10 protein-coding genes and 1 pseudogene are annotated in these 14,219 nt (G+C 73.8%); 3 read left to right on the plus strand and 8 right to left on the minus strand.

Going from position 1 to position 14,219, the window contains the following annotated elements:
- Positions 1-148: 148 nt before the first annotated feature.
- A complete protein-coding gene (locus tag ACFYOP_RS06205; protein ID WP_356898933.1) occupies positions 149-2,203 on the minus strand; it encodes an AAA family ATPase in 2,055 nt (684 codons plus the stop codon).
- A gap of 465 nt (positions 2,204-2,668) precedes the next feature.
- Positions 2,669-3,034 (minus strand): hypothetical protein, encoded by a 366-nt coding sequence (locus ACFYOP_RS06210; protein ID WP_356898934.1) that lies wholly within the window; start codon positions 3,032-3,034, stop codon positions 2,669-2,671.
- A gap of 160 nt (positions 3,035-3,194) precedes the next feature.
- Between ACFYOP_RS06210 and ACFYOP_RS06215 the strand changes: the two are divergent.
- Positions 3,195-3,440 (plus strand): annotated as a pseudogene (locus ACFYOP_RS06215) (aminoglycoside phosphotransferase); the annotation flags it as partial.
- Positions 3,441-3,711: 271 nt separating this feature from the next.
- Entirely contained in the window at positions 3,712-3,903 is a 192-nt protein-coding gene (locus ACFYOP_RS06220; RefSeq protein WP_356898935.1) for a hypothetical protein, read from the plus strand.
- 299 nt (positions 3,904-4,202) lie between these two features.
- On the opposite strand, the gene ACFYOP_RS06225 is transcribed toward ACFYOP_RS06220, so the two are convergent.
- Together ACFYOP_RS06225 and ACFYOP_RS06230 are read right to left on the minus strand one after the other, a co-directional pair.
- Positions 4,203-5,858, minus strand: coding sequence for a DNA repair helicase XPB (locus ACFYOP_RS06225; protein ID WP_356898936.1), 1,656 nt, complete (start codon positions 5,856-5,858; stop codon positions 4,203-4,205).
- Positions 5,859-6,008: 150 nt separating this feature from the next.
- On the minus strand, positions 6,009-8,519 hold the full coding sequence (locus ACFYOP_RS06230) for a helicase C-terminal domain-containing protein (protein WP_356898937.1): 2,511 nt from the start codon (positions 8,517-8,519) through the stop codon (positions 6,009-6,011).
- A gap of 75 nt (positions 8,520-8,594) precedes the next feature.
- Between ACFYOP_RS06230 and ACFYOP_RS06235 the strand changes: the two genes are divergently transcribed.
- Positions 8,595-9,632: a hypothetical protein gene (locus ACFYOP_RS06235; RefSeq protein ID WP_356898938.1), complete on the plus strand. Its 1,038-nt coding sequence runs from the start codon at positions 8,595-8,597 to the stop codon at positions 9,630-9,632.
- A 265-nt stretch (positions 9,633-9,897) separates the two neighbouring features.
- Here ACFYOP_RS06235 and ACFYOP_RS06240 read toward each other — a convergent pair whose 3' ends face one another.
- The 4 genes from ACFYOP_RS06240 to ACFYOP_RS06255 all read right to left on the minus strand — a co-directional run bounded on the left by ACFYOP_RS06240 (position 9,898) and on the right by ACFYOP_RS06255 (position 14,191).
- Positions 9,898-10,878, minus strand: a complete 981-nt coding sequence (locus ACFYOP_RS06240) for an iron-siderophore ABC transporter substrate-binding protein (protein ID WP_356898939.1) — start codon at positions 10,876-10,878, stop codon at positions 9,898-9,900.
- 14 nt (positions 10,879-10,892) lie between these two features.
- Entirely contained in the window at positions 10,893-11,717 is an 825-nt protein-coding gene (locus ACFYOP_RS06245) for an ABC transporter ATP-binding protein (RefSeq protein ID WP_356898940.1), read from the minus strand.
- Positions 11,714-12,784 (minus strand): iron chelate uptake ABC transporter family permease subunit, encoded by a 1,071-nt coding sequence (locus ACFYOP_RS06250; protein WP_356898941.1) that lies wholly within the window; start codon positions 12,782-12,784, stop codon positions 11,714-11,716. Before ACFYOP_RS06250 ends, ACFYOP_RS06245 begins: the two co-directional genes overlap by 4 nt.
- A gap of 396 nt (positions 12,785-13,180) precedes the next feature.
- Positions 13,181-14,191 (minus strand): iron ABC transporter permease, encoded by a 1,011-nt coding sequence (locus ACFYOP_RS06255; protein ID WP_356898419.1) that lies wholly within the window; start codon positions 14,189-14,191, stop codon positions 13,181-13,183.
- Positions 14,192-14,219: the final 28 nt, after the last annotated feature.

The raw sequence follows: 14,219 nt of genomic DNA on the forward strand, positions 1-14,219 counted from the left end.
CACGCCAACCCGCCAACCCGCCAACCCGGCGACCCGGCGACCCGGCGACCGCCAACCCGCCAACCCGGCGACCCGGCGACCCGGCGACCCGGACGCCCCGTGCGACCGCATCGCCCGCAGCGCGGCCACTCCCCGCCGGGGCCGGCGGTCAGGACAGTTCCGCAGGGAGGGGCTCGGCGTGCAGGACCGTCAGGCCCGAGACCGCGCGGGTCAGGGCGACGTACAGACGGCGCAGGCCCGTGCGGCGGTCCGGTTCCCCCGCGACGACGGACGAGGGCTCGTCGAGGACCACGTAGTCGTACTCGAGGCCCTTCGCCAGCGACGCCGGCACCAGCGTGAGGCGCGCCTCGGCGGTGGTCTCCTCACCGGGGGCGAGGTACGGCAGGCCCGCCGACGTGAGGGCCGCCGCGAGCGCGGGGACGCGGGCGTCCGCCGCGATCAGGCCGATCGACCCCTCGTGCCGCAGCGACTCGGCGCAGGCGGCGACCACGGCCGCGTCGAGCCCGTCCGCGTCGGGCCCGTCCGCCGGCACGGCGCGTACCGCGAGCGAGCCGGGCGACTCGCGGACGGACGAGACCGGCGCCAGGCCCGGCGACATGTGCGGCAGCAGACGCGACGCGTACGCGATCACCTCGCGCGGCACGCGGAAACCGGCCGTCAGTTCCTCGACCGCCGCTTCGGGCTTGCCGAGATGCTTCAGGGCCTCCGCCCAGGACGCCGTGGCCCACGGCGTCGTGCCCTGCGCCAGGTCGCCGAGGACCGTCGCCGAGCCCGTCGAGCAGCGGCGGCCGACCGCGCGGTACTGCATCGGGGACAGGTCCTGCGCCTCGTCCAGGACGACATGGCCCAGCGACTGGGTGCGCTGGACCAGGTCCGTCACCTCGTCGATCAGCACCGCGTCCGCCGCCGTCCACTTCGCCGTCCGCACGCTGCGCGGCGGCTTCGCGAGAAGGATCGTGGCCTGCTCCTCGGCGGAGAGGACCCCCTCCGCGTGCTCCGCGAGGAACCGCGCGTCGGACAGCAGGCGCAGCACGAGCTTCGCCGGGTCGACCGGCGGCCAGATCGCCTTGACCGCCGCCTTGACGGCGGGGTTCCGCGCGACGGAGTCCTGGACGCGGTCGTCCGGTGCTTCCCCGGACTGCTCCATGCGCACCAGCACGGTGTGCGCGATGCGCTGCGGGAGGGCGTCGCGGGCGGCCCCGTAGCGGATGTCACGGTCCAGCAACTCGCGGACGATCTCCTCCAGTTCGTACGCCGGGACCCGCCGGCGCCGCGAGCCGCGCACCACGACCACCGGCTCCGTCGGAATCGTGACGTGCGAGCGGACCGCCCGCCGCAGGACCCGTGCCATCCTCGCGTCGCCCTTGACGACGGCCGCCGCGGCGGTGTCCGCGCCGCGTACGTCGACGTGGGCGACCAGGTCGTCCACCGTGGACTGCCTGACCTCCAGCTCGCCCAGCGCGGGCAGGACCTGCTCGATGTAGTGGAGGAAGGAACGGTTCGGCCCGATGACGAGCGTGCCGGTGCGGGCCAGCCGGTCCCGGTGCGCGTACAGCAGATACGCGACACGGTGCAGGCCGACGGCCGTCTTTCCGGTGCCGGGCCCGCCCTGCACGCAGACCGTGCCGGCCAGGCCGCCGCGGACGATCTCGTCCTGCTCGGGCTGGATCGTCGCGACGATGTCCCGCATCGGGCCGACGCGCGGCCGCTCGATCTCCGCCTGGAGAAGCCTCGACGTCTGCTCGGCCTCCGACGGGTCGGTGAGGTGCTCGTCCTCGTACGCCGTGAGGTCACCGGCCGTGTAGCCGAAGCGGCGGCGCAGGGCGACGTCCTGCGGGTCCTTGCGGGAGGCCCGGTAGAAGGGCTGGGAGACGGGGGCGCGCCAGTCGATCACCATCGGGTCGCCCCCGGCGTCGTGGACGTGGCGGCGGCCGATGTAGAAGCGGCGGCCCTCCTGCGTGGTGGGCAGGTAGTCCAGGCGGCCGAAGAAGAGCGGGGTGTGGGCGAGGTCGGCCAGCGCCTTGATGCGGTCCTCGATCTGCGACTGGAGGACGGCGGCGTTGACCCAGTTCGCGGTGACGTCCTTGATGTCGAGCGACTGGACGTCCTCGCGCATCGCCCGCAGGGCGGACCGGGACGCGGCAAGGTGTGCGCGTTCGCGGGCGAGCGGGTCGTCCCCGTCCGTGGCGGTGGCGGTGGACACGTCGGGTACAGGGGCGTGCGCGGGCACGGGTTGCCTCCGGCTGAGCTGCGTGATCACGACATGGCGGACCGGCCGGTTTCCGTCCGGACGGCGGCGCTCCTCGAAGTCGTTCGAAGGAGGCGGGGAGGAACCCGGGCGGGGCCCGGGGCAAGCCCGCGAGTGTAGTGGGGGCGGTGAAGTGGCGCGAACGCTTTTCAGGAGGGCTGTGCTACGCCTTGCTCCACACTCGCCGACATGGCCGTTCAGTCGCCTGTTGGGCCAGGAATCCGTGCAATGGTCCACACCCGGTCCAGCGGATCCGCGCACAATGCTGAACACGCCCCACGCAGAATGCGGCGGCAAGGCAGATACACATGGCCACAGGGCTTGCCCAACCCTCACGAAGCCGGTCCGCATGTGTGCAGGCTGATTGAACAGATTCAGCGTGAAAGGCCCCGCCGCAAGGAAGCGCCGACGGGGCGACCATCAGCTCAGTTCCTTCTCGATGGCCTCGAAGATGTCCGCGTCGGTCTCCTGCTGCCAAGAGGGGAGGTCGGGCCAGTCGGCCACGTAGCCGGGCTTCGGGTCCTCGAAGTGTTTGAACATCTGGGCCGTCCAGCACGTCGCGACGAAGCGGCTCTTCTGCTCGCGGGACAGCCGCGCCGTAGTGCCGCCGCTGATCTCGATGAAGTGGCGGACCTGCTCGTAGACGGACCCCGCGGCCTCGCGCTCCCACTGCGGAGTGTCGTCCCACGGCGTGACGTAACCGGCCTTCGGCTCTCCCGAGAAGTGCTGGTGGACTCCTGCGATCCAGGCTTCCCGGAAAAGTCGTGCACCCTCGGTCTGCGGCATGCCTACCCCTCTCGTCACGGCGTGCTCAGGACGGCGATCTCCGCCCCCAGCTCCGCCACGCGGTGGTCGCGGCTCAAGGGACCGAACTCGTCGCACAAGGCTTGAAGTCTACGGGCGACGTACCCGGATCCGGAGGCTCGGGCCAGGTCGATGGCCTCCCGCGGCCTGGCTCGACGCCGGCTACTGGATCATCTGGCTCATCGCCGCCGGACACACCCCCGCGTCGGCCGAAGAGTGGGCCGCCGAGATCCCCTCCTGGCACACCGCCCCCGCCGAGGGCATCACCGCCTTCGCCGCCGCCAACGCCACCGTCTGGTCCGAGATCAGCAAGGCCGACCCCGACCCGTGGACCCTGCGCCTCGCGACTGCCGCCACCGCCTGGCACGCACACCGGAGGACTGGTTGAACCGACCTCCACTTGGGTGAGCCGAACGAGCGGCCGACCAAGGGGGCTTTGGCTGGTGTCGGTGGCTGCTGCTGTACCCCGCCACGAGGAGCGCGAGGTCGCGGCGTCCTCGGTGACAGCGACGCGGCCGATCTCCGCACCGGGGCGGTCGTCGTCCGCCCGGACGTCCTCCCCGTAGGGGACGGGCTATGCCTGGAGTAGTACGCGGGGTGCTTCGCGGTTCAGCCCGCAGCCCGATGCTCCGACCGGGTGACGCGCGCACCATGGACGCATGACCACTTTCGCCGCCCCTGTCACCCCAGCGACGCACTCCCTGCCCGGCGCCACGGCGAGCGGTGCGGGCGGGCGCCCGCGGTGGCGCGTGGGGGGTGCGGTGCGGGCGGTGAGGGTTTTCGCGGGGGTGGTCTTCAGTGTGGCGGTGCTGGGGGAGTACGGCGAGGAGGCGGGGGTGCGGCGCCGTTGAGCCGGGGGCTTGTTCCCCTGCCCGCCCCTTCCCGAACCGGGGCAGGCCCCGGACCCCGTACCGCGCTCCGCGCGGTGGCCTCAATCTCTCCCTACGGCCGGGCGGCCGTGGGAGGCGCCCCCCGGCGGGGCTGACTGTGTCAGCCCCGCCGGCGTCTGAGGCGCGGGGCTCGGGGCGGGGCCCTGACGAGACCGGCCCACCCAGCCCCGCCGGCGTTTGAGGCGCGGGTCCGGGCAGAGCCCGGTTACGGGAAGGGGCGGGTGGGGGAACAGCCCGCCGCAGGCGGTGCCCCCGCCATCTCAGCGCACCGGGTCCTCGCCCGCCAGGAGGTCGTCCGAGTCGATGATGCGGTACGCGTAGCCCTGCTCCGCCAGGAACCGCTGGCGGTGCGCCGCGAAGTCCTGGTCGATCGTGTCGCGGGCCACGACCGAGTAGAAGTGGGCCTTGTGCCCGTCCGCCTTGGGACGCAGCACGCGGCCCAGCCGCTGCGCCTCCTCCTGGCGTGAGCCGAACGTGCCGGAGACCTGGATCGCGATCGTCGCCTCCGGCAGGTCGATCGAGAAGTTCGCGACCTTGGACACCACGAGCACGCTGAGCTCGCCCGTGCGGAACGCGTCGAAGAGCTTCTCGCGCTGGGAGTTCGGCGTCTCGCCCTTGATGACCGGCGCGTCCAGGTGCTCGCCGAGCTCGTCGAGCTGGTCGATGTACTGGCCGATGACGAGGATCTGCTGGCCCGCGTGCTTGTGCACGAGCTGCTCGGTGACCCGCCGCTTCGTCGCCGTCGTCGCGCAGTAGCGGTACTTCTCCTCCTGCTCCGCCGTCGCGTACGCGAGCCGCTCGGCGTCGGTCAGGTTGACCCGTACCTCCACGCAGTCCGCGGGAGCGATGTACCCCTGTGCCTCGATCTCCTTCCACGGCGCGTCGAAACGCTTGGGGCCGATGAGGGAGAAGACGTCCGACTCACGGCCGTCCTCGCGCACCAGCGTCGCCGTGAGGCCGAGCCGGCGGCGGGCCTGGAGGTCGGCGGTGAACTTGAAGACCGGCGCGGGCAGCAGGTGGACCTCGTCGTAGACGACCAGGCCCCAGTCGCGGGAGTCGAAGAGCTCCAGGTGGGGGTAGACGCCCTTCCGCCGGGTCGTCAGCACCTGGTAGGTGGCGATGGTGACCGGGCGGATCTCCTTCTTCGTACCGCTGTACTCGCCGATCTCGTCCTCGGTCAGCGAGGTGCGCTTCACCAGCTCGTGCTTCCACTGGCGGGCCGAGACGGTGTTGGTGACGAGGATCAGGGTGGTGGCCTTCGCCTCGGCCATCGCGCCCGCTCCGACCAGCGTCTTTCCCGCGCCGCAGGGCAGGACGACGACGCCGGAGCCGCCGTGCCAGAAGCCCTCGACGGCCTGCTTTTGGTACGGGCGCAGGGCCCAGCCGTCCTCGGCCAGCTCGATGGGGTGCGCCTCGCCGTCCACGTAACCGGCCAGGTCCTCGGCCGGCCAGCCCAGCTTCAGCAGCGTCTGCTTGATCTGGCCGCGCTCGGAGGGGTGCACGGCGACCGTGTCCGGGTCGAGCCGCGTGCCGACCAGCGGCTGGACCTTCTTGGAGCGCAGGATCTCCTCGAGCACCGGCCGGTCGGTGGAGGTGAGGACCAGGCCGTGGGTGGGGTGCTTGGACAGGGTGAGCCGGCCGTAGCGGGCCATGGTCTCCGCGACGTCGACGAGCAGCGCGTGCGGCACCGGATAGCGGGAGAACTCGACCAGCGCGTCGACGACCTGCTCGGCGTCGTGCCCGGCGGCGCGCGCGTTCCACAGGCCGAGCGGGGTCACCCGGTAGGTGTGGATGTGCTCCGGCGCGCGCTCCAGCTCGGCGAACGGCGCGATGGCGCGCCGGCAGGCGTCGGCCTGCTCGTGGTCCACCTCGAGCAGGAGTGTCTTGTCGCTCTGGACGATGAGCGGTCCGTTCACGCCACACCCTTTCCCCGGGGTTCCCCTCGGGCTTTGCGTCGGGCCGGTCCGTCGGTCCGGGACACGGCCAAACAACCAGTGTCCCGCATCGCGCGCCGATCCGGGGAGTGCGAGGGCGTACGGATCACCGGCGGCCCTGGCGGGGGCGGCTCAGCGGGCGTCGTCGGCGTCGTCGGCCAGTTCCGCCACGCCCGTGATGCGGTGCAGCGGATACGTCCGTACCTCGTCGGCGGTGTGGTCGTAGGCCGTGACGAAACCGCCCTCGACGCGGACGGGCGCGATGACGCGCTGGCTGGCGGCGCCCTCCGCGTTGACGTAGCCGATCCAGATCGCGGAGCCGGTGAGGGCCGCGGCCTGGACGGTGGCCAGGGTCTCCGCCGGGGTCGTGCGCGGCAGCTCGCCCCGCTCCGGGCGGCCCTGTTCCGCGCCGCCGGGCTTGCGTACGACGGTGGCCGCCATGTCGCCCGCCCTGATCGCCTTCACGGCCGCGCCGAGCAGCGTCCCGTCGGGCACGGGCGGCCCCTCCGGTACGGGGGCGGGCGCGGCGCGCGGCGGGGTGCGGCGGGCGTGGGCGCGGGTGATCAGCACGTCGCCCTCCGCGGACTCGGCGGCCGGCGCGTACCCCATGGCGCGCAGCCCCTGCAGCAGTGTCCCCGGGTCGGCCTGGGAGGCGAGGACGGTGGGCGCGATGCGGCGCAGGCCGAGGTCGTGGGAGCGCTTGTCGGCGAGGATCTCGCCGAGCATCGCGTCGTCGTCGCAGCGCACATAGGCCGACGCCGCGCCGATCCGCAGATGGCCGTGGCGGCGGGCGACGTCGTCGATGAGGTAGCTCAGCGGCTGCGGCACGGGTGTACGCGAGTGGGTGGCCAGGAAGGCGTGCAGGTCGGACGCGGACCGGCCGGCGTCGAGGGCGCGGCGCACCGAGCCCGGGGTGAAGCGGTAGACGGTCGCGCCGCCCTTGGACTCGACGTCGGCGAGGACGGCGAGCGTCTCCGCGAGCGGGCGCTCCAGCGGGCCGGGGGCGACGGCGGTGAGGTCCGCCTGGAGGAGCACGTGGTCGAGGGGCTCCGGCAGCAGCGGGGCGAGCGCCTTGACCGCGCGGGCGCGGCGGTCGGCGAGCGCCGTGCGGTCCGGGGGCGTGTGGTCCTCCGGGGACGTGGGGGCGCCGGAGAGCAGCGCGCGGCCGTGCGTGGACAGCGCGCCCCGGCCGGTCACGCCGATCAGCTCCGCCTCCGACAGGGTCCACGCCGTGGCCATGGCCCGCAGGTCCTTGCCCGCGCCGGGCGCCGCGCCGCCTCCCGTGCCGCCGCGCAGCGGCCGTTCCCAGCGCAGCCGGGCGAGCAGGGTCTCCGGGTCCGGGGCCGCGCCGGGCGGTAGCTCCGCGGCCAGTGCGAGGACGCGGTGGCGCACCTCCACGACGGCCGAGCGGTCCAGCTCCGGCCCGAGGGCGGAGAGCGTACGGCCCTTGGCGTCCTGGGTGCCGACGAGGCCGGGCGTTCGGGTCGCCGTCAACCATGCGGTGGCCAGTTCACCCCACCGCTCCGCCGTCGGAAGCTCCAGCCACTCGTCGTATGCGGGCGTCGGCGCGTACCGCTCCTCCGCCTCGCCGTCCGCGGCCAGGAGGCCCGCGGCGTAGGCGAGTTCCAGCCAGAACGCGGCGAGCTGCTCGGTGGTGTCGAGCGCCGCGGCCGTCCGCTTGAGGTCCCGTACGGCCAGGCCGCCGGCGCGCAGCACCGGGGGACCGCCCTCGTGCCAGTCCTTCAGCAGGTCCTCGACGGTGGTCAGCGCCGTGAACGCCTGGCCCGCCGCCGTACTGTCCACAGCCTGTGGACCGTGTTCGCGGGCCGGCGCGATCGCCGGCGGCGACGGCTCCGGCACCCGGTGGGCCCGGCCCGCCCGCAGATGCAGCGCCGCCTCCCGCGGCAGCACGACCGTGCGCGCCGACGCGGGCAGCAGCAGCCCGCGGTCCCGCAGCCAGCGCACCGGCGGCGTCGGATCGGACGTCACCTCACCGTACGGAGGTCCCCACACCAGCCGGTCCAGCACCGCCAGCGCGTCCGGCGGGGCCGTGTCCAGCAGCGCCGCCATCCGCGTACGGTCCGTGAACAGCGAGGTCAGCGCCGCGACCGCGGACACCGCGTCGTACGTCGTCGGCAGCCCGGCCGCCATCAGGATCTCCTGGACCCGGCCGGGCGACATGCCGGTGGTGGCCTCCGTGACGGTCGGCCCGAGACCCGTCGGCGAAGGGCGTGTCGGGGACGGCGCGAGCAGCTCACGCGCCGTGCGGACCAGCCGCAGCCGGTCGTCCCCGCCCCACACCAGCGCCTGCCGGCGCAGCGTCTCGAGCGCCCCGGGCAGCGCCCGCTCGACGGCCGCGTCACCGTCGTCGCCCGTCATCAGCGCCTGCAGCGTCTCGTACGGGGCCGGGTCGGGTGCCACCGCCAGCGCCTCGGCGGTCTGCAGGGCGAACCGGTCCAGCCGTTCCAGGGCGCGTACGACCGAGGCACGGGTGCCGGCCCGGGTCGCGAGCTGGGTGACGTCGTTCGGAACCGGGCTCAACAGATCGGGGCGGGCGCGCAGCAGCGCCGCCAACTCCTCGTCGTCGCGGGCGCGCAGCGCCTCCGCGAGGGTGCGCGGGCTGCTGCCGCTTCCTTCGGGCATGGTCCCCATCCGCCCCACGTTAGCCCCTGGAGCGCTACCGTCGGGGACGGGGCGGCCCGGGAAGGCGGGCGGCCCGTGGCCAGTGCAGGGGAACCGTCGGTGGGGATCGAGAGCGATCAGCTCGTCTACGACTATCTGAGCCGTGTCGGCGATCTGGCCCAGCAGGCCCAGCTCCCGTCCGCCACGCGGATGCGGCTCGTGGCGACGCTGCGCAGCGAGATCGAGAAACAGCGGACGAAGTTCGGCGGCGACAGCCCGGCGGGCGTCCGCCGCATCATCGGGCGGCTCGGTACGCCCGACGAGGTGGTGGCGTCGGCGGGCAGCGCGGACGGCGCGGAGGACGACGCCAGGTCGTCGGAGGGGTCGCCGTCCCGTATGCCGCCCTCCCGTATGTCGCCGGCCGCGACCGCGCTGGCGCCGCAGCCCGAGCCGTCCGGCGGCGCGGTGCCGCGCCAGCGGGGCCGGCGACGGGTGCCCCGGCCCCGCGAGGCAGACGCGCCGCCCTCGCGTGGAGCGGCGTCGCCGCCGCACCTGGCCGGCATGGACGAGCTGGGTCCCTCCGGCTCGGAGCCCGACTGGTGGCGTATCGACCCGGGGGCGATGGGTGCGAGCGACGGCGTGGCGGGGTTCGTCGGCGGGGTCGAGATCCCCGAGATACTGAAGCCGCCGCCGGAGCCGCCGGAGCCGTCGTCCACGGCGTCCACGGAGGACGAGGAGTCGGAGGCCGACGGTGAGGAGGACGCCGGGAAGCGCCGGTGGTGGGCGGCACCGCGTGGCCGCCTCGGCAGCCCGCTGCTGCTGCTCGCCGCCGCGCTGCTGGTCGCGGGCGCGGTCCTCGGCTCGCTGATCCCCCTCGGCCTCGGCTGGCTGCTCGCGTACGCCTCCCGGCGGCTCTCCCGCACCGAGGCCAAGCTGGCCGTGTTCGGCATCCCCGGCACGGCGCTGGCGGCCGGGGCGCTGTGGCTGTGGGGCCGCGTGAACGACCACTGGGGCGAGACGATTCCCGAGGACGGGGTGCGGGACGCGCTGGCGGGGACGTGGCCGTGGGTGCTGAAGGGGGCGGCGGTGGGGTCGGCGGTGTTTCTGGTGTGGCGGGGGAGGCGGGCGCGCTGACGCCTGCGGCGGGCGGTTTCCACCGCCCCGCCCCTTCCCGTGACCGGGGGCGCTGCCCCCGGACCCCCGCGCCTCGATCTCCCCCTACGGCCTGGAACTTGCCGGTCCTGTCGGGACTCCGCCCCGAGCCCCGCGCCTCGATCGCCGGCGGGGCTGACGAAGTCAGCCTGGCCGGCGACCGAGGCCACCGCGCGCGGAGCGCGGTACCGGGTCCGGGTGGAGCCGGGGTCCCGAACCGTCAGTGCGTCAGGTGGGTCCCGAACCGTCAGTGCGTCAGGTGGGTCCGGAGCTCGGTCAGGATCCGCGTCGCGGCCGTGTAGCCGATGCCCTGGATCCAGACCTCGTCCTCCACGCCGAAGACCTTGTCGTTCTTCGCCGCCTTCATGTTCTTCCACAGCGCGCTGTCCAGCGTCTGCTTCTCCTTCGCCTTCTCCGGGTCGCCGTACGTCGAGTGGAAGACGACGTCCGCGTCCGCGAGGTCGATCTTCTCGGGGCTCACGTCGTACGAGAAGCCGTCCTTGGCCTTGTCCGTGATGGCCGGGCGGCCCAGGCCGACGTCCGCGAGGATCGTGGAGATGTAGTTCTGCTTGCCGTAGATGCGGATGTCCGCGCCCTCGACGAAGCGGACGACGTTGACCTCCGTCGCGGCCGCCTTCTCCTTGCCGCCGAGCGCCTCGGTGACCTTGCCGGCCTGTGCCTCGTACGCGGCGACGGCCTTCTGGGCCTCCGCCTTCTTGCCGAGGGCGTCGGCGTGGATCTGGAAGTTCTCCTTCCAGGGGTGACCGGTGGTCTCGGTCATCACCGTCGGCGCGATCTTCTTCAACTCGGCGTACTTGTCGCCGTGGCGGATCTTGCTGGTGAGGATCAGGTCGGGCTCGAGCGCGGCGATGGCCTCCAGGTTCGGCGTCATCATCTCGCCGACGTCCTTGATGCCCTCGAGCTTCTCCTTGGGCAGGTAGGGCAGGAAGCCCGACTCGGTGCCGGCGTGCGTGGCGCCGACGGGCTTCACGTCCAGGGTGATCGCCGAGTCGAGCTCCGCGGTGTCGAGCACGACGACCCGCTTCGGCGCGTCGGGGACCTCGACGTCGCCCATGGCCGTCTTCACCGTGTGGGTGCTGTCGGTCCCGGTCTTCCTGTCGGAGGAACCGGCGGCGTCGTCGTTCGTACCGCAGCCGCTCAGCGCCATCGCGGCGGTGAGGGCGAGGGAACCGGCGAGGAGACCGCGGCGGCGAAGGGTGTTGCTCATGGACAGGGAACCTTTCAGGCTGACTGCGGGGTGGGCGCGGGGGCTTGCGAGGCGGGGGCGTACGGGGCTCCCGGCACGACGAGCGGCGATCCGGTCACCGGGTCGGGCACGACGACCGACTCCATGCCGAAGACCTCGCGGACCAGTTCGGCGGTGACGACGTCGTCCGGTCGCCCTTCGGCGACGATCCGTCCCGCCTTCATGGCGACGAGATGGTCGGCGTAGCGGGCGGCCTGGTTGAGGTCGTGGAGGACGGCGACGACCGTGCGGCCACGCTCGTGGTTCAACTGCCGCACCAGGTCCAGCACCTCGACCTGGTGCGCGATGTCGAGGAACGTCGTCGGCTCGTCCAGCAGCAGCAGATCCGTCTCCTGCGCGAGCGCCATCGCGATCCACACGCGCTGCCGCTGGCCGCCGGACAGCTCGTCGACGGGCCGGTCGGCGAGCGCGGTGACGTCCGTACGCTCCATGGCGTCCGTCACCGCGCGCTCGTCCTCCTGCGACCACTGCTGCCACCAGTGCTGGTGCGGCTGGCGGCCGCGGGCGACCAGGTCGGCGACGGTGATGGCCTCCGGCGCGACCGGGGACTGCGGCAGCAGCCCGATCGACTGGGCGATCTTCTTCGTCGGGATCCTCGCGAGCTCGGCGCCGTCGAGGAGGACCGCCCCGCTCTTCGGCTTCAGCAGCCGGCCGAGGGCGCGCAGCGTCGTCGACTTGCCGCAGGCGTTCGGGCCGACGATGACCGTGACCCGCCCGTCGGGCACGGCCAGGTCGAGGTCGTGCACGACCGTGCGGTCGTCATAGGCGAGCGTCAGCTCGCGGGCCGTCAGCCTGCTCACGACTTTCCTCCAGCGGTTCGGCTACGGATGATCAGCCAGATCAGGTACGGGGCGCCGATGGCGGCCGTCAGCACGCCCACCGGCAGTTCGGTGGGCGAGAACATCCGGCGGGCCGCGAGATCGGCGAGGACGACGATCACCGCGCCGAGCAGCGCGGAGCACAGCAGCGGGATCTGCGCGGTACGGGTCATCCGGCGCGCGATCTGCGGCGCGAGCAGCGCCACGAAGTCGACGGGGCCGGCGGCGCCGGTCGCGATCGACGCCAGTACGACCCCGAGCAGCACCAGCCCGAGCCGCAGCCGGCCGAGCCTTACGCCGAGCGAGGTCGCCGTGTCGTCGTCCATCGACACGGTGCGCTGGGCGCGGGCCGCCCACAGCACGGCGGGCAGCAGCACCAGCAGCGTCCAGCCGAGCGGCGCGGCCTCGTCCCAGCCGCGGCCGTTCAGCGAACCGGTCATCCAGATCTGCGCCTGCTGGGCGACGAGGTAGTCGCCCTTCGTCATGAACAGCGTGGTGATCGAGCGGAGCGCGATCGCGAAGCCGATGCCGATGAGGACGAACCGGGTCGCGTGCAGTCCGCCGCGCCAGGCGAACACGTACACCAGCGCGGCGGCGAGGATGCCGCCGGCGACGGACAGGTAGGGCAGGAAGGTGTACGAGGTGACGCCGAAGGTCAGCGCGCCCACGGTCACCGCGCTCGCGCCCTGGCTGATGCCGATGATGTCGGGGCTGGCGAGCGGGTTGCGCGCGACGGTCTGGATCAGCGCGCCGGCGACGCCGAAGGCGGCGCCGACGAGCAGACCGAGGACCATGCGCGGCAGGCGCAGCGTCCCGACGACGAGATCGTGCGGCGACGGCTGCCCGAAGACGACCTTGAGGACGTCACCGGGCGCGACGAAGCTCTCGCCGACGCAGAGGTACGCGACGCAGGCCGCCGCGAGCACGGCGGCGAGGCCGAGGGCGACGGCGGCGGCGCGGCGGTGCAGCAGGAAGCTGGCGCGGCCGCGGGCGGGGCGGACGAGGGTGTAGCCGGCGGGGCGGACGGGGGTGACGCTCTCAGCGCTCATGCGGCGCCCTCCTCGTGTACGTGCCGCCGCGACGGGCTACGCCGTGCCCGGGACCTGGTTCCGCGCCGGCCGGTCGCCCGTGCCGGACTCGGCCCGGGCCCGGTATCGCGCTGCGCGTGGTGTCCTCAGTCGCCGGACGGGCTCGGGTTGCCGTCGCGTGGCCGTGTCGTCCGGCGGGCGGGGTTTGCTGGGCGGGCCGACTCTGGTCGCCGGGCCGGGTTTCGCCGCGCGTCGCAGTCTCGTCGGGCAACTCAAGCCTCGCCGGGGGCACTCCCCCTGCGCCTGGCGGCGTGGGAGGTGCCCCCACCCACGGCCGCCAGGCCGTAGGGGGAGTTTGAGGCGCGGGGGTCCGGGGGCGGAGCCCCCGGGGCACCGTGCGGCGCGCGAGGGAGAGCGTCATGCCGGGACCGCCTTGCGGCGGACCAGGGCCACCAGGAACGGGACGCCGATGAGTGCCGTCATCACGCCCGCCGGGACCTCGCTCGGCGGGAAGACGATGCGGCCGATCACATCGGAGACGAGCAGCATCACCGGACCGATGAGCGCCGCCATCGGCAGCACCCACCGGTGGTCGCCGCCGACGATCGCGCGGGCGATGTGCGGGACCGCCAGGCCGATGAAGGCGATCGGGCCGGCGGCCGCCACGCCCGCGCCCGTGAGCACCGTCGCGCCGACGCCGCCCACGATCCGTACCGCGGCGACGTTCTGCCCGAGGCCCTTCGCGACGTCCTCGCCGAGGGCCAGCGCGTCCAGGCCGCGGGCCACGGCCATCACCAATACGGCGCCGACCAGCAGGAACGGCCAGATCTGGCCCACCACTTCCGCGTCGCGGCCGGCGACCGAGCCGACCTGCCAGAAGCGGAACTCGTCCAGCGCGGCCGCCTTCGTCGTCAGGACGCCCATCGTCACCGACACCAGCAGCGCGTTGATCGCCGCGCCGCTGAGGGCCAGTTTGACGGGCGTCGCGCCGCCGCGGCCGCGGGCCGCGATCGCGTACACGGCGACCGAGGCGACGGCCGCGCCGGCGAAGGCGAACCAGACGTATCCGGTCAGCGTGTGCACGCCCGCGAACGCGATGGCGAGGACCACGCCGACCGAGGCGCCCTGGCTGATGCCGAGGATGCCGGGGTCGGCGATCGGGTTGCGGGTGATGCCCTGGAGGGCCGTGCCGGCGAGCGCCAGGGCCGCGCCGACCATCAGGCCGATCAGGGTGCGCGGGACGCGCAGCTCGCGGACGACTTCGGCGTCGGCGCTGTGCCCGCCGTTCAGTACGGCGTCGAGGACGGCGGTCGGGGCGACCGAGCGAGCCCCGACCGCGAGGCTGAGCAGCACCGCGAACAGCAGGGCGGCGACGGCGGCGGCCGTCCACCCGATGCGGCGGGCCGCGAGCGCGCGTCTGACTGACATGGGCACCAATCGGAGGCAGGGGACCGGC

The sequence above is a fragment of the Streptomyces sp. NPDC006294 genome, assembly GCF_042870895.1.
Lineage (GTDB): Bacteria > Actinomycetota > Actinomycetes > Streptomycetales > Streptomycetaceae > Streptomyces.

Bases quoted from the DNA above. Each gene is read 5' to 3' on its own strand.
- ACFYOP_RS06240 (WP_356898939.1), bottom strand. From the start codon at position 10,878: ATGAGCAACACCCTTCGCCGCCGCGGTCTCCTCGCCGGTTCCCTCGCC.
- ACFYOP_RS06255 (WP_356898419.1), bottom strand. From the start codon at position 14,191: ATGTCAGTCAGACGCGCGCTCGCGGCCCGCCGCATCGGGTGGACGGCC.
- ACFYOP_RS06210 (WP_356898934.1), bottom strand. From the start codon at position 3,034: ATGCCGCAGACCGAGGGTGCACGACTTTTCCGGGAAGCCTGGATCGCA.
- ACFYOP_RS06250 (WP_356898941.1), bottom strand. From the start codon at position 12,784: ATGAGCGCTGAGAGCGTCACCCCCGTCCGCCCCGCCGGCTACACCCTC.
- ACFYOP_RS06220 (WP_356898935.1), top strand. From the start codon at position 3,712: ATGACCACTTTCGCCGCCCCTGTCACCCCAGCGACGCACTCCCTGCCC.
- ACFYOP_RS06230 (WP_356898937.1), bottom strand. From the start codon at position 8,519: ATGCCCGAAGGAAGCGGCAGCAGCCCGCGCACCCTCGCGGAGGCGCTG.